We start from the raw sequence: 22,039 nt of genomic DNA, 5'->3' as shown, positions 1-22,039 counted from the left end.
AAATCCGCACGCAGCGGATTTTTTTAATCTATTGGGCTTAAGCCACTTGTACTGGAATACAGTTTGCCATGTGACTTACAGTATTGTCTGGATTTGCATAAACTAAACGTGGTTTATGTGCATTTGCTTCAGCTTCTGTAAAATCACCAAAGGTAGCAATAATCATTAAATCGCCTACATCGGCCTGATGTGCTGCACCACCATTGACTGAAATGATGCCAGAACCTTCTTCACCACGAATTGCATAGGTACTGAAACGCTTACCATTAGTCACGTTCCACATGTGAATTTCTTCATATTCGCGGATACCGGCTAAATCCAATAAAAGACCATCGATTGCACATGAACCTTCATAATGGAGTTCAGCTTGAGTAACAACACAACGGTGGATTTTTGCTTTTAATAAACGAGATAGCATGGCTAGCGTCTCCTGAGTGGACCTAAGATCGTTATCTTATGGTTGAATCAATCTGAACTTGCTGGATAAGCAATCAGGCAAGCGCATTTTGCCTTTAAAATGACAGTATGGCAAGCAGCATGGTTCAACATTTTTTTGACTTATCAGTTTGGTTTGTAAGCATTGATTTGATTCATGGCAGGCTGAATCTCACCATTTACCAGCATTTTAGTGCGAGCTAATGCGTGATGGATTGCGTCATCCATTAAATTTTGTTCATTGCTTGGTGCTTTGCTTAAGACATGTCCTGAAACACGTTCTTTTGAACCGGGGTGACCAATACCAATGCGTAAGCGATGGAAGTTTGGACCGATATGAGGGACTATGTCACGTAAACCATTATGACCACCATGACCACCACCTGTTTTTAGGCGAATGACACCAGGGTTCATATCCAGTTCATCGTGAGCAATCAGTATTGCTTCTGGAGCAATATTGTAGAATTTAGCGAAGGGAACAACACTTTTACCAACAAGGTTCATAAAGGTTGTGGGTAATAGCAGACGGACGTCTTGACCTTCGATATTACCACGCCCACTCATTCCATTGAATTTTGGGTCTTTTTTAAGCGTAATGCCATATTGTTCTGCAAGGCGTTCAACAAACCAAAAGCCTGCATTATGGCGGGTTTGGGCATACTCAGAACCTGGGTTGCCCAAACCAACAATCAGTGAAATATTTGACACTAATTATACCAATAACACTTATGCGCGAACGAAGTCAGCGTGCATAGGCGTGTTTTTAGCTGGGTGACGTTGTAACGCTTTGATTTTAACGCTTTCAACTTTGTCGCCAACTTTGATTTCAACAACTTCTTCGAAGAAAGCGTTGTTTTCTAAAGCTTTAACAAGCTCACGAAGTTCTAAAGTAACAGCTACAGGTTCAGCAGCACCACCGTAGATGATAGCTGGAACTTGAGCAGCGTGACGAAGGCGGCGGCTCGCACCTTTCCCTTGGTTAGCTGCTTCACGCGCTTGAGCGTTTAATACGAAGTTTGCCATGATAGACATCCTTAATTTAAGTTTTAAATAAACTAGATCTGCGACCGACCTAGTGAGACAAAGCCCTGCACTGGGCAGGGCTTTTAAAATTCAGCGCTATATTATAGATAAGAATCAAACATTGCGCTAATAGATTCTTCGTTGTTAATACGACGAATTGTTTCAGCAACCATACTCGCAACTGAAACTTGGCGAATCTTACCAAGAGCTTGAGCTTCTTCAGAAAGAGGAATGGTGTCTGTAACAACCAATTCATCAATCACAGAGTTTTTCAAGTTTTCGATAGCTTTACCTGATAAAACAGGGTGAGTTGCATAAGCAACCACTTTGCGCGCACCAAATGTTTTCAATGCATCAGCAGCTTTACATAACGTACCTGCAGTATCCACCATGTCATCTACGATCACGCAGTCACGGCCTTTAACATCACCAATCAAGTGCATGACTTGTGATTCGTTTGCCTTTTGACGACGTTTGTCGATGATAGCAAGGTCAATATCGCCCATTTGTTTAGCAACAGCACGTGCACGAACGACACCGCCAACGTCAGGAGAAACCACCATGAGGTTGTCATGTGATTGTTGACGAAGGTCAGCTAAAAGCGCTGGTGTACCGTAGATGTTGTCTACAGGGATATCGAAGAAACCTTGGATTTGGTCAGCGTGAAGGTCGATCATTACCACACGGTCAATTCCTACAGTTGTCAGCATATCTGCGACGACTTTTGCAGTAATTGGAACACGTGATGAACGAGGACGACGGTCCTGACGCGCATAACCGAAATAAGGAATCACTGCGGTAATACGACCAGCACTTGCACGACGCAAAGCGTCAGCCATAACGAGGATTTCCATTAGGTTATCATTCGTTGGGGCACAAGTAGGTTGTACGATAAATACGTCTTTACCACGAACATTTTCAGTAATTTCGACAGCAATTTCACCGTCAGAAAATTGACCAATAGATGCAGCACCTAAAGGGATGTGCAAGTGGCTTACGACTTTTTGGGCGAATTGTGGATGTGCAGATCCACTAAAAACGACAAGATTGGGCATGAAGCACCCTTGGCGGTTGGCAATTTAGGAATTAGATGGCAGGGGTAGCTGGATTCGAACCAACGGATGCCGATATCAAAAACCGGTGCCTTACCACTTGGCGATACCCCTAATGCGGCAGAACTTTAATATTTTTGCGTCATTCTGTCAAGGTAAATTAACAGTAGAACAGCAAAGTGTTGCTCTGTCTTTTTTGGAAAATGGCAGGGGTAGCTGGATTCGAACCAACGGATGCCGATATCAAAAACCGGTGCCTTACCACTTGGCGATACCCCTAAATTTGATTACTGTAAAATGGCAGGGGTAGCTGGATTCGAACCAACGGATGCCGATATCAAAAACCGGTGCCTTACCACTTGGCGATACCCCTAGTACAGTCATCTACAGGTGAAATAAAATGGCAGGGGTAGCTGGATTCGAACCAACGGATGCCGATATCAAAAACCGGTGCCTTACCACTTGGCGATACCCCTATCAGGTAACGTAGAAATGTCTTATTGGTGATTCATTCAAGCTGTTGACCAAGTAAGCTTTACATGGTGCATTTGCAAGAACATCATCAATGTTCATATCACTCGTTACTTCAGTAAAAACACAAGCACCTGTACCTGTAAGTTTTGCAATACCGAACTGGTCGAGATATTGCATTGCTTCATCTACTTCTGGATATAAACTTCTTGCCAAAGGCTCAAAATTATTTCCAAAATCAGATGGCTTTAACTGATAGGCGCAAAATTTAGAGCTCTTCGTGTTTCTTGTCAATGTTTTTTGTGAAAAAAGCAATTGAGTGCTGATAAAACAATCAGGTTTTAACACAATGTATTGTTTTTGATCTAAGTTTATGAATGTTAAGTGCTCACCTATGCCTTCAGCCCATGCATTGCGACCATGGACAAAGATGGGAACGTCTGCGCCTAACTGAACACCCAAGTCTGCTAATTGCTCAGTATTTAGCCCGCACTGCCACAGTTGATTGACTACGATTAATGTCGTTGCAGCATCCGATGAGCCACCACCTAAGCCTGCACCCATCGGAATATTTTTTTCAAGACGAATGGATAAACCGGTAGCTGTTTGTGCATACGGCTTAAGTATCTGCGTTGCTCTATAAATCAAATTTTGACTCAAATCGACACTATTTAAGCCTTCAATATGAATCTCTTGATCCGTACGAGGCTCAAATTCCAACCAATCACATAGATCGATCAACTGGAAAATACTTTGCAGTTCATGGTAGCCGTTTTCACGACGACCCGTAATGTGTAAAAACAAATTCAGTTTTGATGGGGCAGGGACACGGATCATAAAGAGACAAACTAGCGGTTTTGAATGACCATTGTAATACGGTTTTCTGCACCATTTTCAAGTGCTTGTTTTAAAATCAACCGATTTGGCATATGGGCTTGTTCGTTATAGCTCAGCTCAACACTCCAACCATCTTCAATGATCTGTACTGCTCGTTTGGCACTGTCACGTTGGATTTGTGCTTGAACTGTTGCGGGTTTAGCCTGAACCCAATTGACTAAATGGGTAATGGGTGCCTGCCAGCCTGTTGCTGTTTTTAAAAGTTCTTCAGGGGTTTCAGCTTGGATGAGGCCAGTTTTAGCACTATTCAGGCTCACTTCACCTGGACGACCAGTAATTTGCGTTTTACCAACGCCTAAAATTCCACTGAGCTCGATATCAAACTCTTGTTGCTGTTGTACCCATGTGAAAAAAGCACTGCCTGTCTGTTCAGGCGTACGCACCCCAATTTTACCCTGTAAGCTAAAGTGTTGATCAGATTCGGTTTGTATGGTGTTTGGATCAAGCTGTGGTTTGGTAAATTGTTGACAGCCTGTTAGTGCCAAGCTACTTGCAGCAAGTAAGCTTAAGCTCAGATTTGAGAAAATACGCATAAAAACTATGAGCTCTTTTTCAGTTGTTGGGGTAACAATAAAGTATTGAGTTGATCCAATTGAGGATCATTTGGGTGTTTTTGTTTGAGTTGTTGTAACACAGTGGAGAATTTTTGCAGATCACCGAGCATATAGACTGAACGCGCATAACGTACCCCAATATTGACACTACCACTGATGAGATAGGCTTTTTCTAAGACTTTGGCTGAGGTGCTAAAGTCATTTTGTAAGTAACAAATAAAGCCCAAGGTGTCTAAGATGGAGGCTTGTTCAGGGGCATATTCTAAAGCATGTTCAACAAATCTACGTGCATCATCTAAGCGTCTGTTTTGCAAGGCTAAAGTGTATGCATAAGCATTGAGATAGGTTGGGCTATTGGGCTCAATACTTAACAGTTGATTGAGCAACTTTTCAAGTTTGTCTTTATCCGTATGTGGATCCAACATTAGCACTTCAGAATAGATCAGTTCAGGATCATCCGGTAAGTTTTTAATCGCCTCATCTAACAGTCGCATAGCTGCGGCTTTGTTATTCATGCGCTTTAAAATATCGGCTTGTGCCTGATACAAAAAGCTTGCATGTTGTGGGTAGTTCACGCGTTCTTGGGTTAGGAAGCGTAAAGCATCATTGGGTTTGTTTTGCAGGGTATAGATACTGATGAGGCTACGACGCGATACGGTATACAGACTACCATCGACTAGACGATAGTAGGCCTTGGCTGTTTCAAAATGCTGTTTTCGTTCAGCATTCACCGCAAGATAGTAATAGGCTTCATTTTGATATTCGGCCGAATTACGTAGTTCAACCAAATATTTTTCCGCTTTTTCGTACTTCTTTAAGTCAATACTGGTTAATCCCGCAATAAACAAGGCTTCTTCTTGTTTAGGCCATTTTTTTATCAGGCTCTCAAGCTTGGTTAAGGCTTCATTTGACGCATTAATTTTAATCAGATATTTGGCTTCGGCTAAACGGACATCGACATTGTCTCGGTGTTTACGACTTGATTTTGCATACCAATTACGGGTTTCTTCCTCTTGGCCGAGTGCGCTGAGTAAGTTGGCCTTCATCAGAATGTAGCCTGTGACTTTTCCGCGCTTTTTTAGGGCTTTATTGATGGTGGTTAGGGCTTGCTCAAGCTGTCCATTTTGCGCCTCTAAACCTGCAATCAACGCCAAAATAGAGGGGTTGTTCCGCTCCTTACTCGAACGTAGCGCTTGAATGAGAATTTCTTGATCTTCAGGTTCATCAGGGGCAATCCCCGCAAGGATTTGCTCTAAATCGGCATTGGCATCAATATTGAGAATTTTATCGAGTGTTTCAGCCGCAAGCTCATATTCATGTGCTTTGAGTGCAATGTGCGACAAATAAAATAAGGCTGGAACATCGGTGGGCTCTTGCACCACCCAATGCGTTGCAATGTCGAGTGCGGCATGCAAATCATTTTGCTCAAGGGCAATATTTAAAGCGCGTTGTTTAATGGTGGTGGAATTACTTTTAATCGCCAGCACAGTATAGTTGTGCAAGGCAGTCGCACTGTCTTGGTAAGCCAGTGCAAATTCGGCAATCATACTTTGTTGAATTGCATCATAATTAGATAGCGAAAAATCTCCAGCTGCTCTAAGATGAGCACTAGATGCCATGCTACCGACGAGTAAGAATGTGGTAGAATATTGCTTAATTCTCGCGCCGCTCAGTCGGCAATGTGTTTGACGCAATTTTTCTTGATCCAAGTAATGCTTTTTATGACACCGTTATTGCACAATAGCATAAATTTAGCGAAATGATGATCTGATATGTCTTTCTTTGCATTGGGTGTCAACCATCAAACCGCCTCCGTAGAATTGCGTGAGCAAATTGCATTTAACCCTGAAAAGTTAACGCAACTGCTTGAGCAACAAGGCCAAAACCAAGACTTAAATGAAATGGTAGTGGTGTCTACGTGTAACAGAACAGAAGTGTATGCCATGTCTGAAAACTCAGATATGGTATTGAACTGGCTCGCCCAAGCAAATGGCATAGATGTTAAACAATTGTTGAATCATGTATACCGTTATGAAAATGCGCAGGCTGTCACTCACTTGATGCGTGTTGCAAGCGGTTTAGATTCACTCATGCTTGGTGAACCGCAAATTTTGGGGCAGGTTAAATCTGCACTATCTCTAGCGAAGACTGCTCATACTGTTTCTCCTCATTTAAACCGAATTTTTGAATATGCCTTCTATGCGGCGAAACGCGTCCGCTCTGAAACGGCTGTAGGTAGTCATGCCGTATCGATGGGCTACGCGGTGGCTCAGTTGGCATTACAAGTGTTTAGTAAGCCTGAAAAGTTGACGGTCATGGTGGTCGCTGCGGGCGAAATGAATAGCTTAGTGGCGAAGCATTTGGCTGAAATGGGAGTCGCAAAAATCCTCATTTGTAACCGTACCCGTGAACGGGCTGAAACTTTGGCTCAAGAAATAGCCCATCGTGTAGATGTTGAAATCATTGAATTTGATCAGTTGGCCAATAACTTAGCGCGTGCAGATGTCATTTCCAGTTGTACGGGAAGTTTACATCAGGTGATTCATTATCCAGATGTCAAAGCTGCTTTAAAAAAGCGTCGTTATCAACAAATGTTGATGGTGGATTTGGCTGTTCCGCGTGATATAGACCCGAAAGTGGAAAGTTTGGATGGCGTCTATTTATATGGCGTGGATGACTTGCAGTCGGTGATTGATGAAAACCTTGCTCAGCGTCGTCAGGCGGCGGTTGAAGCTGAGGTGATGGTCAACCAACTAGCAACCGAGTTGGTGACCCAGCAGAAGGTTAATCTCGCAGGTGAAACCATCCATGCTTACCGTCAGCAAGGTGAACAGCTAAGACAAGAAGAATTAGATCTAGCGCTGGCACGAATTGCGAAAGGGGAAAAAGCGGAACAGGTAATGCAAGAGTTTGCACATCGTTTGACGCAGAAGTTGCTGCATCCAACCTCGATTATGCTGCGTGAAGCAGCCAAATCTGAAGATCCGAGTCATTTTGAACAAATGCAAACGTGTTTAAATGAGACTTTTGCTAAACGTCGTAAAACTAAAAAGTAAATCCAAATCCAAAAAATGTAATAGGTTTAAGTAATCAGTCTTAAGCCTATTTTTTTGGTCAATTCATTCAGTTTTTGACGTAGATTACGCGATTCAAGCAGGCTTAAAGGCGCTTTTAGTTTTTGGCGCAAATATTTTTCTTCAAGCGAGAGAGCATATTCACTGGCCAGTTTGTCGGCCATTTCAGGTGTTTTGGTCAGAACTTCAATATTGGTGCGCTGCATAATATCGGCAATTGCGTTGGCATAACGGCTACACGCACCCAGCACATAATAGGTCGCCAGTTCTTGGTCGTCGGGCAAATCATCAAAGATGCCATCTAAGACTTGTAGCACATGCGCTAAAAGTTCATCTTCAGGTAAATAGGCGCGTAGAGTTTCAAAGTGAATATACAAAAACGGATGATGGATCAGAACGGCGAGGGCGAAGTCTTCATCTTTGGTGCGAATATTAAAAGACAACGAGGCATCGTTGCTGACTTGAGGTGTCCAGCGACGACCAAAACCAAGTTTTTCTTTGAAGGATTGATTTAGCAAATAACGGAAAGAGCCCGTTTTCGGCAATAAGTCCGTCAGTTGGCGCAACTCACTCATGACCTGACTTTTACCTTCAGGGCTACTAATGTCATGGTTCTGCGTCAGATGTGCAAAAACAAAGTCTGACAGTAGTGGGGCCTGTTGGAGTAGTTTATTAAAGTTTTCAATACCTTCGCGACGAATCAGTGAGTCGGGATCATGATCATTCGGTAAAACAAAAAACTTCAGCTCACGACCATCATTGAGCAAAGGTAACGCAATCTCTAAAGTACGACGTGCCGCTTTTTGTCCGGCCACGTCACCATCAAAGGCAATGGTAATCCGGTTGTTTTGCTTAAACAGAATACTTAAATGTTCGGTATTACTGGCAGTCCCTAAGGTCGCCACGGCACCTGCAATGCCATACTGCTGTAGCGCAATCACATCCATATAGCCTTCGACCATTAGCCAGTCTTGGGCTTTTTGTTTGCGGCCTTCATATAAACCATAAAGTAATTGGTTTTTATGAAATACCTCAGAGTCTGGGGAGTTGATGTATTTCGGTTTAATTTCGTCATTTAGAGCACGACCACCGAAGCCCACTACGCGACCTTTGGCATCGCGAATCGGAAATATGACACGATCCCGCAACAAGTCAAAGTCACGACCGTTGTCGCTGGTGCGAATCAATCCGAGTAGCTTTAAGCCTTCGATATCTTGTGGGAAGGCTTTCTCTAAGTGTTGCCAGTCCTCAGGTGCATAGCCTAAACGCCAATATGCAATGGTATCTCGGCTGAGACCACGTTGTTTAAAGTACTGCTGAGCAGCACGACTATGCGGTAGTTGTTGCTCATAGTATTGTGCGATATTTTCTAACAGGTCGTATAAGTTACCTTCTTGAACGGGGGCAGTGTTGAAGCCCTCGAAAGTATCAAAATCAGCATAACCCTCTTGGTAGTCCATGGACTGAAATTCAGCAAAAGGATCATGCTCAATCTGAAACTCAGGTTGTGCTGGAGCTGGTTCAGCTTTCTTGGCTTCTGCGACATCGACTTGTGGTTTTTGGACAGGTTTAGCTTCGCGCTTATACACCAGTTTTTTTGAGTCACGGTTGTCTTTTGGAAGTTCGATGCCTGTTTGACTCGACAAATCCTTCATCACATCAATAAAGCTACGACTGTCGATGTCCATTAAAAAACGAATGGCATTACCATTGGCCTGACAACCAAAACAGTGGAAATACTGTTTGTCACGATACACGTGAAAAGATGGTGATTTTTCTTGATGGAACGGACAACAGCCTGAATAGGTACGACCTGACTTTTTAAGTTTCACACGTTGACCAATCAGGTCGACAATGTCGGTCCGATCTAAAATTTGGTCAATGGTGTGTTGAGGAATAGCCATGTCGAATCGTCAGTCGCTGATGTTTTGAACCGTGAAAAGAAGCAGAGATGGAGGTTTTAAAATGCAAAAAACCATCGAATCTAGATTGTTTTGTATACCTTTTAGGCGTTTTGATCAAGCGGAAATCGCACAAAACAAAAGGGCAAGTATGATAACTTGCCCTTTCTAAAATAGCGAATATTTCAGAAGAATTATTCGGTTTCAGTAGTGATGTTTTGCTGTGTTTCAGGACGATCCAGTAAACCGAAACTGATACGGTTGGTAAAGCTGCGCTCTGTTGTTTGTTTCGGCTGTTCGATTTTTTCTTCAGAACTGTTTTGTTCTTCGCGACCAAATACACCTAAAGTCGCACGGTTGACCCAACTTGCTTCTTTACGTGCAGCGCGTAAGTTTACTTCACCATTCGATTTCACTAAATTTGGATAATTTAGTTTCAAGACATCGGTATATTGTTGTGCAGTTTGCTTATCACCCAATTGGTCATACGAATAAGCAACAGTTGCTAAAGCTTCAGGCACTTGAGGGCTTTGCGGATAATGTTCAATCACCCATTGAGCACGCTCTAGTGCTGCGACCCATGCTTTACGTTTGATATTAAAACGTGCGGCATTCATTTCGCTTTCAGCCAACTCATTGCTGATAAACTTCATACGTTGTGCGGCATCTACAGCATAAGTGCTCGAAGGGTAACGACGAATAAAGTCTACGAAGTTTTGATACGCCACTTTAAGATAGCTCACATCGCGATGTGCTTGCTTTAACGAAGTATAGCGAATCAAACCATCATAGTTTTGTTCCATATTGGCTACGCCACGGACATAGTAGGCATAGTCCACGTTTGGATGCTGAGGGTTCAAACGAATGAAACGATCAGCCAGTGCAATCGCACCTTCATAATCTTTCTGCTGAAACTTCACATAGAGCAGCTCTAGTTGAGCTTGTTGCGCATATTCACCTGTAGGGTAATAGGTATCTAATGCTTCTAAGTGTTTTGCAGCGTCGGTATATTGACCACTTTGCAGTGCTTTTTCTGCTTTTTGAATATAAACCTGTTCACTCGATTGTGGACCGGTATCTACCACTTCTTTCTTGGGATTGCTGCTACAGCCTACCATTGCAGATGCAATGCCAATCGTTAGAGCAAGCATTGTCATTTTATAATGTGGTAGCGACATAAAAATTCCTCTGTTAATACGGGCAATGAGCTACAATTGCGCTATTAAATCACTTTTATTTGAATGATCAAATGGCTCAAGCACAATCTTCCGATCCAAATTTCCCTGAAACCGATTTCAATTTACTTGAAGATTCTGAGGATGCAGATAACCATACTTCAAGCTCTACTGCAACACGTTTATCGTTGCAATTTCAATTGGATGAAACTTATCTGGGACAGCGTATAGACCAAGTTGCAGCAACGATTTGGAGCGACTTTTCGCGTGAAAAACTCAAACAGTGGCTAAAAGAAGGCCATTTGTTGGTAAATGGTAACAGTGTCAAACCGAAATATAAATGTGAAGGATTTGAACTGTTAACCCTTGAAGTTGAGTTAGAAGCCCAAACTCGTAGTCTGCCTGAAGATATTCCGCTGGATATCGTCTATGAAGATGATGACATTATTGTCGTTAATAAACCTGTTGGTATGGTGGTTCACCCAGGTGCGGGCAACTCATCAGGTACTTTAGTGAATGCATTATTGCATCACTATCCAAAATCGGCAGAACTGACTCGTGCGGGTTTGGTGCATCGTATTGATAAAGATACTTCTGGTTTGTTGGTCGTTGCGAAAAATTTAGAAGCACAATTTTCACTGAGCAAGCAATTGGCGAAAAAAACGGTTTACCGTGTTTATGACCTGATTGTGTATGGCAATGTGATTGCTGGTGGCACGGTGGATGAACCGATTAAACGTCACCCTGTAGATCGTGTCAAAATGGCGGTATTACCAGGTGGTAAAGACGCTGTAACACACTACAACGTGAAAGAACGCTTCCAACATTTCACCCGTATTCAAGCTCGTCTTGAAACTGGACGTACGCATCAGATTCGTGTGCATTTTAGTTATATTGGTTTTGGTTTAGTTGGCGATCCTGTGTATATGCCACGTGTACGCGTGCCCGCAGGCGCAACAGAACTTTTAGATGAGACTTTACGTGGTTTCAGACGCCAAGCTTTGCATGCAGCAGAGCTAGGTCTGAAACACCCTCGTACAGGTGAAGAAATGTTGTTTAAAGCGCCGTGGCCAGCAGACTTGGCGACCTTGGTTGATGTACTTCGTACGGAAAACAAAGCCTATTAAGTTATAGATGAATCATCATAAGGACAGTATATGCAATTTGTTCAAGGACTTCCGGCAGGTGTTTTTGTGGGGCAAACCCGTGTACATCATGATCGTGCTTTAGAGACCACTCAAACTGAATTACAAGGCTTTAATTTGGCTTTGCATGTACAGGATGATGCCGCACGTGTGCAACAGCATCGCATGATCTTGCTCGAAGAGTTTGCGGGCTATGGGGTCGATAAAATCACATGGATGACGCAAACTCACAGCACCATTTGCCGTGTAGTGAATGAGCAAATTGACTTTGATGCTCAAGAAGGGGATGGTTTGGTGACGCAGCGTACAAACCATGCCCTGATGATGATGACAGCCGATTGTTTGCCAGTGGTTTTAGGCAATGCAGATGGAACTGAAGTGGCCAATTTGCATGCAGGTTGGCGTGGGTTGGCGCATGGCATTATTGAAAATACCATTGCCAGTATGAACACTCAGCCGACATGGGCTTGGTTGGGTGCGGCTATTAGCCAACCTTGTTTTGAAATTGGGGCGGAAGTAAAAGAAGCCTTTTGTTCAAAGTATGCTGAGCTTGAGTCTGCATTTCAAACAGGTGAGCAAGCTGGAAAGTATTATGCTGACTTATATGCAATCGCAAAATTCATTCTAAAACAGCACGGGGTTGAAGTGGTCTCTGGCGGTGATCAGTGTTCCTTTAGCCAGTCGAATGAGTACTTTTCTTATCGACGTCATGCCAAAACTGGGCGTATGGCGACCTTTGTGTTTATGCAATAGTTTGGGTTTCTGATCAAGTGCTTGGCTGTTTTAATCCTTACACTTACTCCCCCTCAGCGAGTGGAAGTGTTAAACTTAACTCAATTCTTTGGTCTTAAAAGTTTTCATGTCTGTACCTGATCTTGTTTCTGCTGCACCTGTTCATGTGTGTGTGGTTTATCATAGCGCCTATGGTCATACGGCGAAAGTCGCTCAGTATATTGCACAAGGTGCAGAGCAGGCGGGTGCTGATGTGCATTTAATTTCTGTTGCTGCAGTACAGTGGGAGTTGTTAGATCAGGCCGATATTATTGTGATGGGTTGCCCAACGTATATGGGCAGTCTTACAGCAGCGCTTAAGCAGTTTATGGAAGATTCCTCTAAGCGTTGGTTAGCACGGGCTTGGCAAGGAAAACTGGCTGCAGGCTTTACCAATGGTGGTGGCTTAAGTGGCGATAAACTGGCGGTATTACAGCAGATTAATTTATTTGCTATGCAGCATGGTATGTTGTGGGCTGGTTTACCGTTTATGCCGACGGGACGTAGCCAACACGATATTAATCGGATGTCGAGCTTTTTAGGTTTGATGACTCAGTCAGACAACGCCAGTATTGAAATAACCCCACCCGAAGGTGACTTGGAAACTGCTCGAAAGTTTGGAAAATATTTGGTTGAGCTAAAAGCTGACTATTAACAGTTCTAATAATAAAAAACCTCCACATAGGAGGTTTTTTATTATTTATGCATAATACGGGCTTTATCACGTTGCCAGTCACGGTCTTTTTCCGTGGCACGTTTGTCATGTAGCTGTTTGCCTTTCACTAAAGCGATTTCTAATTTCGCACGTGGTCCTTTCCAATAAGCAACAAGCGGAACACACGAATAACCTTTTTGATTCACTGCGCCGAGTAACTTATCCAGTTCACGACGGTTCAACAGTAACTTACGGGTACGGGTCGCTTCAGGAACAATGTGCGTAGATGCACTGAGTAAAGGCTGAATTTGAGCACCGAACAGGAAAGCTTCACCATTTTTAAAGGTGATATAACTCTCAGACAGCGTCATACGACCTGCACGTAATGATTTCACTTCCCAGCCTTGCAGTGACAGGCCAGCTTCAAATTTTTCTTCAATAAAATAGTCGTGACGTGCACGTTTATTCTGTGCAATCGTCCCGCTGGTATTTTTTTTAACTACAGTTGCTTTCGCCATAATCAATTACTTCCAACAATGTACCTATTGTGCCTTAAAGCAGGGTTAAGGTGAAGTTTTTTCAAATTTATGGAGTTTCTTCACCTATAAAACAAGTTTTTGCTAAAATATGGCTCTACAAAATCAACAGAGTAAAAATGGATGTCTAAAACTCGCGTCATTTACCCGGGGACTTTTGATCCAATTACCAATGGTCATATTGATTTGGTTACACGTGCATCACGTATGTTTGATGAAGTGGTGGTAGCCATTGCCATTGGTCATCATAAAAACCCTCTCTTTAGTTTAGAAGAGCGTGTGAGCTTGGCCAAAGCATCATTAAGCCATCTTGATAATGTTGAGTTTGTAGGTTTTGATGGTTTGTTGGTAAATTTCTTCCGTGAACAGAAGGCAACGGCTGTACTGCGAGGATTGCGTGCAGTGTCTGACTTTGAATACGAGTTCCAGTTAGCCAACATGAACCGTCAACTTGATTCACACTTTGAGGCGGTATTTTTAACGCCGTCAGAACAGTATTCATTTATTTCATCGACGTTGATTCGTGAAATAGCACGTTTAAAAGGTGATGTGACCAAGTTTGTACCGCAAGCTGTAGTCGCTGCTTTTGAACGTAAACATCAACAAGGTTGGTAGCGTGTCTTTATATATAACCGATGAATGCATCAATTGTGATGTTTGTGAACCTGTGTGTCCCAATGAAGCCATTTTCATGGGGGAATTGATTTATGAAATCAATCCAGACTTATGCACAGAGTGTATCGGACATTATGATAAACCCCAGTGTCAATTGTTCTGTCCAGTGGATTGTATTCCGTTGGATCCTAATCATGCGGAAACTGAGGATGAGCTCATGGATAAATATAAAAAACTAATTGCTCAAAAAAGCGCAAGCAATTAAGTCTAAGATTTGATACTATGCGCCTCGAAGTGAGCCAGACGATCGCTGCTGTGGAGATCTCCGTGATTGAAGCAGGGGAGGAAAGTCCGGGCTTCATAGGGCAAGGTGCCAGGTAACGCCTGGGCGGCGTGAGCCGACGGAAAGTGCAGCAGAGAGTAGACCGCCTTCATTATGGTTTCGAGCAATCGAAATCGGAGGTAAGGGTGAAAGGGTGCGGTAAGAGCGCACCGCATGGCTGGTAACAGTTCATGGCATGGTAAACCCCACCGGAAGCAAGACCAAATAGGGATCCTTTAGGCATGGCCCATGCTGGATCCGGGTAGGTCGCTTGAGCGTATGAGTGATTGTACGCCTAGAGGAATGATCGTTCTCGACAGAACCCGGCTTATCGGCTCACTTCAACAAATTTTGATCAATTAAGCGCGCAAGGTACTTGACGTACTAGTGAGAAAACCACATAATGCGCGCACAGTTTACGGCTATGTAGCTCAGTTGGTTAGAGCACCGCACTCATAATGCGGGGGTCACAAGTTCAAGTCTCGTCATAGCCACCATTTTTATAGATCATGCTCTCAGCATGATCTTTTTTTTTGTGGGAAAGAAAGGCTGTGAAACTGTCTTTATTTACTTGCCATTTCTGAAATGGCCTTGTGGTTCGGCACCGTTTTTTCGATATTTAAACCAAAGCTGTGACTGCGGACATATTTTATCTTTTAAAATTTCCCCTCGCAGTTAATGTTTTCAGGCGTTAAATTGATCTGCATCTGTAATTTTTGAATGTGTTGCCAATTGGCTTGATGTTCGGGCAATGCAAAAATTTGATGATCGACTAAATTGAGTTTTTTTAAAGAGATGTGCTGACTTGCACAGTAGCGTCCTTCGGCTCTTTCTAAAGCCAAGTTTTGCTGTGCAGTTGGGCTTAAGCGATCTGCAGTCAGGATCTTTTGTTGTCCTTTGGCGTAGTTGACCAATATTTCTCGATCTTTTAGGCTAAATAATAGGTTGGAGTTGATATAGGTCGCTACATCACGCCGTACACCGTTATAGTCGGTGATCATGGGGGAAATCAGCTGACAACTGCTCAATGCTGTAGTACTTAGGATAAAGAAAAAACAGACTCTCTTTTTCATTATCTTTCTCGTAAATATGCCTAACTTAAATATAGCTTGCAGTATAAAAATAAGTTTAAAAAGAGTGGTTTGCTGAAAAATTGATAGTTTAAAGTGTTTTTGTATATTGAATAACCATTTGTGTGTAAAAAGGGTTGACGCTTGCCTTTGAACTTTGCATAATGCGCGCACAGTTTACGGCTATGTAGCTCAGTTGGTTAGAGCACCGCACTCATAATGCGGGGGTCACAAGTTCAAGTCTCGTCATAGCCACCATTTTAAAAGACCAAGCTCTCAGCTTGGTCTCTTTTTTTGTGCGTAAAAAATAGATTTGAATATGTCGATATAAAAAGCCCAAACACATGTTTGGGCTTTTTTATTGGAGAAAGTGCTTATACGCCAGCTTTCCAGCCATTCATGATTGGGTAGCGACGTTCACGGCTAAATGCACGTGAGCTGATACGCGGACCAATTGCACCTTGGCGACGTTTGTATTCATTGAAATCGACCAAACGAATCACTTTTGCAACCACTTCAGCATCAAAGCCTTTGGCAATGATATCATCTTGGCTCATATCTTCTTCGATATAGGCATACAATATGGCATCCAGTACATCATATGGCGGTAAAGAGTCTTGGTCTTTTTGATCTGGACGTAGCTCTGCTGAAGGTGGGCGAGTAATCACACGCTCAGGAATCACGGGCTTGTCTGAAATGCTGTTACGGTATTTCGCAAGTTCAAACACAATGGTTTTATACACATCTTTCAGTACCGCAAAACCACCCACCATGTCACCATAGAGCGTGCAGTAGCCCACCGCCAATTCTGATTTATTGCCTGTAGATAGGACTAAATTACCAAATTTGTTGGATAAACCCATTAGCAGTGTACCGCGGGTACGCGCTTGTAAGTTTTCTTCAGTTGCATCCGCAGGGCTGTTGCCAAAGAACGGATAAAGCGTTTGCATAAAGCTGTTTACAATAGGGTTGATTTCAGCAATCCCAAAAGTCACCCCCATACTCTTCGCTTGTTCAGCAGCATCTTCTACACTGATTTGAGCGGTATAGGTATATGGCATCATTACGGCTTGGACTTTGTCGGCGCCAATCGCATCAGCTGCAATTGTAAGAGTTAGAGCTGAGTCGATCCCGCCTGATAAACCCAAAATCACCCCAGGGAAACCTGAGCGCTGTACATAGTCACGGGTCGCCATTACTAAGCTTTGATAAATCTCTGCCATTGTGTCTAAAGCAGGCGGCAGCGCATTGGCCTTAAAGGCTTGTTGTTCTGCTTCGTATTCAGCGAAATACAGAGACTCTTTAAAGCTTTCTGCTTGAAGTACAACCGAGCCGTTTTTGGCAATCACGAAGCTTGTACCATCAAAGATCAGGTCGTCTTGACCGCCGACTTGGTTGGCATAAACCAAGTTGAGGTTCATTTGTTTCGCTAGTGCAGACATGGTTTCAACGCGGTGCTGTGGCTTACCGACTTCATATGGTGAAGCATTTAAGACTAAAGCCGTTTCTACATTGAGCTGTGCTAGTTGTTGTACCGTTGAAAGTGACCAAACATCTTCACAAATCAACACACCAAACTTATGACCCAAATATTCAAAAACAAGGTGTTGATGCCCTTCGGTGAAGTAACGCTTTTCATCAAATACGCTATAGTTTGGTAAGTTTTGTTTGTTATACACACCCAAAACTTGTCCATCTTTCATGACCGCAGCGGCGTTGTAGCGTTGACCATCTTCGGTTTGGTTGACAAAACCAAAGACCATCACAATATCTTTTACTGTTTTAAGTTGTTCAAAAACTTGTTGCGTGCGTTTGGTTAGGCTAGGACGTAGAAGTAAATCTTCTGCTGGGTAACCAATGCTCGAAAGTTCTGGAAAAATAATTAAATCAGCATTTTGTTTTTTTGCTTCATTGGCCTGCTCCAACATTTTTTGGGCATTTGCTTCAAGGTTGCCAATGTGCGGAGAGAACTGTGCAAGTGCAATTTTAAAACTTTTCATTTCCAACTAAATCCTATACCTATAGGGATATACACGACGATTGAGTTTGTTATAGCTATAAGTTCTACGTGGTGTAAGTGACGATAAACAAATAGAAGTATTAATCAATAATAAGTGCGAATACTATATACGAAATGCGATTTTTTTTAAGGGATATTCTAAAAAAAATCCGTAAATGTCCTTAAAAAGAACAAATTATTCTAATGTCTTTATGGAGTGTGATTGTGTGGTTTCAACCGCTTTTACAAAAAATACAGCAAAAGTTTGAACTTAAAAATCGGCCCTTGACTGAAGCGGAGAAAAAGCTCGCCAGCAGCATTTTTGGGAACAGTCTGAACACGGATTCGGTTCGAATTATCGCGCATCGGGCAGTGCTGCCTCATTATGCGATTAGCCCCAATGGACATGTCTATTTTAATATCAAAGACTGGTGCGAAAATTTTGCCGATCAATCCATTCATCAACAAGCTTGGTTGATTCATGAGCTAACACATGTTTGGCAAATTCAGCAGGGACTCGCTGTAGTCCGTAAGGCACTTTTTAACCGTCAATACCGCTATGCATTAAAACAAGGCAAGCAGTTTTTAAGCTATGGCATCGAACAACAGGCGCAAATGGTGCAAGACTACTTTCTCAAAAAACACTATGGCGAAGAGTGCTCAGCCTATGAGCAGTGTATTCCCTTTGTGGCACACAAAGCCTTGTTCTGACCCCGATAGATAAATCTGTAGAGTGATTGTTAGACAACAGATTTTAAAGTCATAAATTGCAAATCATTTGAAGAAAAATGCCAGTGGCATAGGGGAAGCGGACTCTTATTTTGAATGCAAAGCACAGGTAAAAATCGTGAGATTGAGCCTGAAAAATGAGCTAAAAATAAGAAGGAATGTCCTATGCGTATCGCTCTTCCATTGAAAGGCAAAGCCAGCCAAATTTTTGCAGGACCCGTATTCGATGCTGAAAAACAGTCTGCGATTATTCCGATTCGGCATATGAAATTTGACTTTGAAGCGGAGAAAATTGATCCCAAATTTTACTTAAATGCGGAGTTAGCCAGTGCTTACTTTGCATCACTCTCGATCTTTCTGACCTATGGTGAAGACTTGGTGATTGATACCGCCCGTTATCACCGCGATTTCCTCACAGACCCTGTATTAAAACAACGTGTGACGTCTTTGATTGGGCAGGAGGCATTGCATTCAAAGCTACATGAAGAATTGAACGATACTTTTAAACAGGTTGATTTGCCGGTTGGCATTTTTCGTTATTTAGCCGAAATCGTTTTTGATTACGGTTTTAACCGTTTACCACAACCGATGAAATTGTCTTTGATGGCAGGTATTGAACATTTTACCGCGGTGTTGTCTGAATACATGATGAACCATGAAGAGATTTTCTTCGATTCTCAAGATGAAAAGCAACGGGCGATTTGGATGTGGCACATGTTAGAGGAATCTGAGCACAAAGACATTGCATATGATGTGTTTCAATCACTTTCTAATAACTATGCTTTGCGTATTGTAGGCTTTTTTCCAGCCCTTATCACCATTTTGCTGCTGATTTCCATGGCGTCAGTTTTTGTCCCGTTTTATCGCAAACCGTCTAATTTGGTGAGTCTCAGTTATTGGAAGGATGTGCCGCGCAGTTTCAGCCTCTTGTTTGGGCTGAAACGAGGTGTTTATGGCAGTAGTTGGATGCATATTTTTGACTATTTACGTCCGAGCTTTCACCCGAATGACTATGACACTTCTGCATTTTTAGATTATTACAAAGAGCGTTTACTACACCCTGAAACAGGAGTATTAACCCCCTATTTCACTAAAGAATTTACTCCAGTACTTAAATTATAAAAAGGAGGTTATGACATGGGACTGTTGAGTAAAAAAAATAAACCAAGTGAAAAGGCTTACGCAGTTGTAACGGGTGCAGGCAGTGGAATTGGTCGTAGCTTTGCACTGGAACTGGCAAAGCGTGGTGGTGATGTCATCTGTGCAGATATTGATTTAAGCTCAGCACAGGAGACTGTAGATTTGATTCAGTCGATGACATCTTCGTCAGCCTATGCGGTGCATTGTGATGTTGGATTAAAAGAATCTGTACACACTTTGGCGGAGCAAGCGGAACAGCTTTTGGGGCATCCTGTCACCTTGCTCATCAATAATGCCGGAGTTGGGCTAGGTGGTAAGTTTGATGAGGTGTCGCTGGAGGATTGGCAGTGGTGTATGCATGTCAACCTGTGGGGGGTAATTCATGGTTGCCACTATTTTGTCCCCAAATTTAAACAGCAAGGTTTTGGTGCCATCATCAATGTGGCATCAGCTGCGAGCTATACTGCAGCCCCTGAGATGACAGCGTACAATGTGACCAAGTCTAGTGTTTTGGCACTATCAGAAACACTAGCTTCAGAGCTTCATGCTTATAACATTACAGTCAATGTGCTGTGTCCGACCTTGGTGCCCACTAATATTATGAAGAATGGGCGTTTGCCAAGTCGCTATTCTGGACTGGCTGACAAACTGCTGATGAACCATGCGTTTACCACCAGTGATGCTGTAGTCAAAAAAACATTAAATCGCTTAGATGCAGGTAAGCTTTATACCATTCCACAACCCGATGCCAAATTGTTTTGGTGGATGAAGCGCGCAGCGCCAAGCTTATACGTCAAGCTTTTAGGTCTGGGTTATCCACTGTTTAATCAAATCACAAAATAAGAACAGAGAAAAATGAATATGGAAACGCAATTAGAGATAGAGCAAGCAGATGTGCAAGCACCGTCTGATCAAATGCGAGATCAAACTACGACGCCAAAAAGTACGGAAGCTCAACCTAAGCAAACCCGTAAAAAGGCTGTGCTTCGTCCTAAAGCCGCACATACTTACGATACCATTGTTGTAGGTGCTGGGATTTCGGGCATTGCTGCGGCTTATAAAATGAAACAAGTCGGCTATCAGGACTATCTGGTTTTAGAAAAGGCAGAGAGAGTTGGTGGTACGTGGCGTGATAATAATTACCCCGGCTGTGGCTGTGATGTACCTTCGGCATTGTATTCATTTTCCTTTGCGCCTAGTCATCAATGGAGTCATTTATTTGCGAAACAACCTGAAATTTTAAGTTACTTGGAACAGGTGGTTGAGCAGTTTGAGCTGCAAGATAAAATTCGTTTTCAGCATGAGTTGCACAGTGCCAAGTGGAATGATGAGATGAATATTTGGCAACTCGAAACCTCTCAAGGGGCATATCAAGCACGAACCGTGATCTTTAGCACAGGGCCGATTACAGAACCATCCTTACCTAACATTAAAGGGATAGAAGGATTTAAAGGAGAGATGTTCCATTCAGCCCGTTGGAAACATGATTATGACTTAACGGGAAAGCGGGTTGCAGTGATTGGAACAGGTGCATCTGCCATTCAGTTTATTCCACAAATTCAGCCATTGGCGAAAGAGTTGATCGTATTTCAGCGGACTGCGCCGTGGGTTTTGCCCAAAGCGGATATGCAGCTCAATGCTAGCGTGAAGTCGCTGGTGGCCAAATTTCCGATGATTCAGCAAGGCTGGCGGAATAGTGTTTCCAGTATTTTAAATGGGATCAACTTTGGGCTTCGTCATCCGTCATTGCTTGAGCCAGTTAATTTTTTAAGCCGTCAATTATTAAAATTGCAAATACAGGATGACGCCTTACGTAAAGCCGTAACGCCTAACTTTTCGATCGGCTGTAAGCGACTTTTATTTGCCAATAATTATTATCCAGCACTGCAGCAAGACAATGTCACGTTGTTGCCACAAGGTTTGGTCGAGATTGATGGGCAGAGTGTCATTGCGGCAAATGGGGAACGATTTGAGGTTGATGTCATTATCTGGGGAACTGGTTTTGAAGTGGCACATCCTCCAATTGGCCAACGTGTATGGAATGCCCAAGGTGAGCGATTGGCCGACCTTTGGAAGGATAGTTCTCCAGAAGCGTACTTGGGTACAAGTTTGGAAAATGTACCGAATGCTTTTTTGGTATTGGGGCCAAATATCTTGGTTTATGACTCTTTTATTGGGATTGCTGAAGCACAGATTCAGTATATTGTAGATGGTCTACTAAAAATGAAGCTGCAAGGCTTTAAACGTATGATGGTCAAGCGAGATGTTCTGCGTTATCACAATGCGAAAGTACAAACTCATTTGAAAACCACAGTATTTAACCGAGGCGGCTGCTCAAGCTATTATTTGGATCAAAATGGGCGTAACTTCGCGGCTTGGCCGTGGTCCTTGGCCGAGTTAAAGCAACGTTTATCTGCGCTTGAGCTAAAACACTACGATGTTGTTGAGGCCTAAAGTAGCTTCATTAATAATAAA

General features: G+C 42.8%; 22 protein-coding genes, 6 tRNA genes and 1 other RNA gene. 13 read left to right on the top strand and 16 right to left on the bottom strand.

From position 1 onward, the window contains the following. Positions 1–37: 37 nt before the first annotated feature. The 11 genes from panD to KVY11_RS14230 all read right to left on the bottom strand — a co-directional run bounded on the left by panD (position 38) and on the right by KVY11_RS14230 (position 6,126). Positions 38–418 (bottom strand): aspartate 1-decarboxylase, encoded by a 381-nt coding sequence (gene panD, locus KVY11_RS14280; RefSeq protein ID WP_004695506.1) that lies wholly within the window; start codon positions 416–418, stop codon positions 38–40. A gap of 143 nt (positions 419–561) precedes the next feature. Then, positions 562–1,143, bottom strand: coding sequence for an aminoacyl-tRNA hydrolase (gene pth, locus KVY11_RS14275; RefSeq protein ID WP_004695508.1), 582 nt, complete (start codon positions 1,141–1,143; stop codon positions 562–564). An 18-nt stretch (positions 1,144–1,161) separates the two neighbouring features. Then, positions 1,162–1,458, bottom strand: a complete 297-nt coding sequence (gene rplY, locus KVY11_RS14270) for a 50S ribosomal protein L25 (RefSeq protein WP_004695511.1) — start codon at positions 1,456–1,458, stop codon at positions 1,162–1,164. A 101-nt stretch (positions 1,459–1,559) separates the two neighbouring features. Then, positions 1,560–2,513, bottom strand: a complete 954-nt coding sequence (locus KVY11_RS14265) for a ribose-phosphate pyrophosphokinase (RefSeq protein WP_004695513.1) — start codon at positions 2,511–2,513, stop codon at positions 1,560–1,562. A gap of 36 nt (positions 2,514–2,549) precedes the next feature. Continuing rightward, positions 2,550–2,624: transfer RNA gene (locus tag KVY11_RS14260), tRNA-Gln, on the bottom strand. A 90-nt stretch (positions 2,625–2,714) separates the two neighbouring features. Beyond that, a tRNA-Gln gene (locus KVY11_RS14255) sits at positions 2,715–2,789 on the bottom strand. 19 nt (positions 2,790–2,808) lie between these two features. Next, positions 2,809–2,883 (bottom strand) — tRNA-Gln (locus tag KVY11_RS14250). A gap of 28 nt (positions 2,884–2,911) precedes the next feature. Next, positions 2,912–2,986, bottom strand: a tRNA-Gln gene (locus KVY11_RS14245). Between the two features lies 1 nt (position 2,987). Next, on the bottom strand, positions 2,988–3,818 hold the full coding sequence (gene ispE / locus KVY11_RS14240; protein ID WP_218289315.1) for a 4-(cytidine 5'-diphospho)-2-C-methyl-D-erythritol kinase: 831 nt from the start codon (positions 3,816–3,818) through the stop codon (positions 2,988–2,990). Positions 3,819–3,829: 11 nt separating this feature from the next. Further along, a complete protein-coding gene (lolB, locus tag KVY11_RS14235) occupies positions 3,830–4,411 on the bottom strand; it encodes a lipoprotein insertase outer membrane protein LolB (RefSeq protein WP_004695517.1) in 582 nt (193 codons plus the stop codon). A gap of 5 nt (positions 4,412–4,416) precedes the next feature. Further along, positions 4,417–6,126, bottom strand: a complete 1,710-nt coding sequence (locus KVY11_RS14230) for a hypothetical protein (protein ID WP_218289314.1) — start codon at positions 6,124–6,126, stop codon at positions 4,417–4,419. 78 nt (positions 6,127–6,204) lie between these two features. On the opposite strand from KVY11_RS14230, the gene hemA reads away from it, so the two are divergent. Then, a complete protein-coding gene (gene hemA, locus KVY11_RS14225; protein ID WP_168158169.1) occupies positions 6,205–7,488 on the top strand; it encodes a glutamyl-tRNA reductase in 1,284 nt (427 codons plus the stop codon). A gap of 26 nt (positions 7,489–7,514) precedes the next feature. Here the strand turns inward: hemA and KVY11_RS14220 are convergent, their stop codons facing one another. Next, entirely contained in the window at positions 7,515–9,410 is a 1,896-nt protein-coding gene (locus tag KVY11_RS14220; protein WP_218289313.1) for a DNA primase, read from the bottom strand. Between the two features lie 191 nt (positions 9,411–9,601). Further along, a complete protein-coding gene (locus KVY11_RS14215) occupies positions 9,602–10,585 on the bottom strand; it encodes an outer membrane protein assembly factor BamD (protein WP_218289312.1) in 984 nt (327 codons plus the stop codon). 71 nt (positions 10,586–10,656) lie between these two features. On the opposite strand from KVY11_RS14215, the gene rluD reads away from it, so the two are divergent. From rluD to KVY11_RS14200, 3 genes are all read left to right on the top strand, one after another. Then, a complete protein-coding gene (gene rluD / locus KVY11_RS14210) occupies positions 10,657–11,709 on the top strand; it encodes a 23S rRNA pseudouridine(1911/1915/1917) synthase RluD (RefSeq protein ID WP_078425306.1) in 1,053 nt (350 codons plus the stop codon). Between the two features lie 30 nt (positions 11,710–11,739). Then, complete coding sequence (pgeF, locus tag KVY11_RS14205; RefSeq protein WP_218289311.1) at positions 11,740–12,480, top strand: peptidoglycan editing factor PgeF; 741 nt, start codon at positions 11,740–11,742, stop codon at positions 12,478–12,480. A 106-nt stretch (positions 12,481–12,586) separates the two neighbouring features. Further along, positions 12,587–13,153, top strand: coding sequence for a flavodoxin family protein (locus KVY11_RS14200; RefSeq protein WP_183174783.1), 567 nt, complete (start codon positions 12,587–12,589; stop codon positions 13,151–13,153). A 41-nt stretch (positions 13,154–13,194) separates the two neighbouring features. Here the strand turns inward: KVY11_RS14200 and smpB are convergent, their stop codons facing one another. Next, the gene (gene smpB / locus KVY11_RS14195; RefSeq protein ID WP_004695532.1) at positions 13,195–13,671 is read right to left on the bottom strand and encodes an SsrA-binding protein SmpB; all 477 of its coding nucleotides are present in this window, start codon (positions 13,669–13,671) and stop codon (positions 13,195–13,197) included. Between the two features lie 141 nt (positions 13,672–13,812). On the opposite strand from smpB, the gene coaD reads away from it, so the two are divergent. The 4 genes from coaD (at position 13,813) to KVY11_RS14175 (ending at position 15,123) form a co-directional block, all read left to right on the top strand. Beyond that, entirely contained in the window at positions 13,813–14,304 is a 492-nt protein-coding gene (coaD, locus tag KVY11_RS14190; protein ID WP_004695534.1) for a pantetheine-phosphate adenylyltransferase, read from the top strand. Between the two features lies 1 nt (position 14,305). Next, a complete protein-coding gene (locus KVY11_RS14185; protein ID WP_004695536.1) occupies positions 14,306–14,569 on the top strand; it encodes a YfhL family 4Fe-4S dicluster ferredoxin in 264 nt (87 codons plus the stop codon). A 26-nt stretch (positions 14,570–14,595) separates the two neighbouring features. Beyond that, positions 14,596–14,973: RNase P RNA component class A (gene rnpB, locus KVY11_RS14180), an RNA gene on the top strand. Between the two features lie 73 nt (positions 14,974–15,046). Further along, positions 15,047–15,123 (top strand) — tRNA-Met (locus tag KVY11_RS14175). Positions 15,124–15,282: 159 nt separating this feature from the next. Here the strand turns inward: KVY11_RS14175 and KVY11_RS14170 are convergent. Then, positions 15,283–15,699, bottom strand: a complete 417-nt coding sequence (locus KVY11_RS14170) for a hypothetical protein (RefSeq protein ID WP_218289310.1) — start codon at positions 15,697–15,699, stop codon at positions 15,283–15,285. A 178-nt stretch (positions 15,700–15,877) separates the two neighbouring features. Here KVY11_RS14170 and KVY11_RS14165 point away from each other — a divergent pair. Continuing rightward, positions 15,878–15,954, top strand: a tRNA-Met gene (locus tag KVY11_RS14165). Between the two features lie 116 nt (positions 15,955–16,070). Here KVY11_RS14165 and KVY11_RS14160 read toward each other — a convergent pair. Then, positions 16,071–17,696 carry an NAD+ synthase gene (locus KVY11_RS14160; RefSeq protein ID WP_218289309.1) on the bottom strand — a complete coding sequence of 542 codons (1,626 nt, stop codon included), beginning with the start codon at positions 17,694–17,696 and terminating at the stop codon, positions 16,071–16,073. Between the two features lie 203 nt (positions 17,697–17,899). Between KVY11_RS14160 and KVY11_RS14155 the strand changes: the two genes are divergently transcribed. The 4 genes from KVY11_RS14155 to KVY11_RS14140 all read left to right on the top strand — a co-directional run bounded on the left by KVY11_RS14155 (position 17,900) and on the right by KVY11_RS14140 (position 22,018). Further along, positions 17,900–18,406, top strand: coding sequence for a type IV secretion protein Rhs (locus KVY11_RS14155; RefSeq protein WP_218289308.1), 507 nt, complete (start codon positions 17,900–17,902; stop codon positions 18,404–18,406). A gap of 183 nt (positions 18,407–18,589) precedes the next feature. Beyond that, complete coding sequence (locus KVY11_RS14150) at positions 18,590–19,546, top strand: metal-dependent hydrolase (RefSeq protein ID WP_218289307.1); 957 nt, start codon at positions 18,590–18,592, stop codon at positions 19,544–19,546. Between the two features lie 15 nt (positions 19,547–19,561). Further along, positions 19,562–20,407: an SDR family oxidoreductase gene (locus KVY11_RS14145; RefSeq protein WP_218289306.1), complete on the top strand. Its 846-nt coding sequence runs from the start codon at positions 19,562–19,564 to the stop codon at positions 20,405–20,407. An 18-nt stretch (positions 20,408–20,425) separates the two neighbouring features. Beyond that, positions 20,426–22,018 (top strand): NAD(P)/FAD-dependent oxidoreductase, encoded by a 1,593-nt coding sequence (locus KVY11_RS14140; protein WP_218289305.1) that lies wholly within the window; start codon positions 20,426–20,428, stop codon positions 22,016–22,018. Positions 22,019–22,039 lie beyond the last annotated feature (21 nt).

This window comes from Acinetobacter sp. CWB-G5 (genome assembly GCF_019209785.1).
Taxonomy (GTDB): domain Bacteria; phylum Pseudomonadota; class Gammaproteobacteria; order Pseudomonadales; family Moraxellaceae; genus Acinetobacter; species Acinetobacter johnsonii.
This window is presented reverse-complemented; position numbering and strand designations above follow the sequence as displayed.

Bases quoted from the DNA above. Each gene is read 5' to 3' on its own strand.
- panD (WP_004695506.1), bottom strand. From the start codon at position 418: ATGCTATCTCGTTTATTAAAAGCAAAAATCCACCGTTGTGTTGTTACT.
- rplY (WP_004695511.1), bottom strand. From the start codon at position 1,458: ATGGCAAACTTCGTATTAAACGCTCAAGCGCGTGAAGCAGCTAACCAA.
- KVY11_RS14265 (WP_004695513.1), bottom strand. From the start codon at position 2,513: ATGCCCAATCTTGTCGTTTTTAGTGGATCTGCACATCCACAATTCGCC.
- ispE (WP_218289315.1), bottom strand. From the start codon at position 3,818: ATGATCCGTGTCCCTGCCCCATCAAAACTGAATTTGTTTTTACACATT.
- lolB (WP_004695517.1), bottom strand. From the start codon at position 4,411: ATGCGTATTTTCTCAAATCTGAGCTTAAGCTTACTTGCTGCAAGTAGC.
- hemA (WP_168158169.1), top strand. From the start codon at position 6,205: ATGTCTTTCTTTGCATTGGGTGTCAACCATCAAACCGCCTCCGTAGAA.
- KVY11_RS14220 (WP_218289313.1), bottom strand. From the start codon at position 9,410: ATGGCTATTCCTCAACACACCATTGACCAAATTTTAGATCGGACCGAC.
- KVY11_RS14215 (WP_218289312.1), bottom strand. From the start codon at position 10,585: ATGTCGCTACCACATTATAAAATGACAATGCTTGCTCTAACGATTGGC.
- rluD (WP_078425306.1), top strand. From the start codon at position 10,657: ATGGCTCAAGCACAATCTTCCGATCCAAATTTCCCTGAAACCGATTTC.
- pgeF (WP_218289311.1), top strand. From the start codon at position 11,740: ATGCAATTTGTTCAAGGACTTCCGGCAGGTGTTTTTGTGGGGCAAACC.
- KVY11_RS14200 (WP_183174783.1), top strand. From the start codon at position 12,587: ATGTCTGTACCTGATCTTGTTTCTGCTGCACCTGTTCATGTGTGTGTG.
- smpB (WP_004695532.1), bottom strand. From the start codon at position 13,671: ATGGCGAAAGCAACTGTAGTTAAAAAAAATACCAGCGGGACGATTGCA.
- coaD (WP_004695534.1), top strand. From the start codon at position 13,813: ATGTCTAAAACTCGCGTCATTTACCCGGGGACTTTTGATCCAATTACC.
- KVY11_RS14170 (WP_218289310.1), bottom strand. From the start codon at position 15,699: ATGAAAAAGAGAGTCTGTTTTTTCTTTATCCTAAGTACTACAGCATTG.
- KVY11_RS14160 (WP_218289309.1), bottom strand. From the start codon at position 17,696: ATGAAAAGTTTTAAAATTGCACTTGCACAGTTCTCTCCGCACATTGGC.
- KVY11_RS14155 (WP_218289308.1), top strand. From the start codon at position 17,900: ATGTCTTTATGGAGTGTGATTGTGTGGTTTCAACCGCTTTTACAAAAA.
- KVY11_RS14150 (WP_218289307.1), top strand. From the start codon at position 18,590: ATGCGTATCGCTCTTCCATTGAAAGGCAAAGCCAGCCAAATTTTTGCA.
- KVY11_RS14145 (WP_218289306.1), top strand. From the start codon at position 19,562: ATGGGACTGTTGAGTAAAAAAAATAAACCAAGTGAAAAGGCTTACGCA.
- KVY11_RS14140 (WP_218289305.1), top strand. From the start codon at position 20,426: ATGGAAACGCAATTAGAGATAGAGCAAGCAGATGTGCAAGCACCGTCT.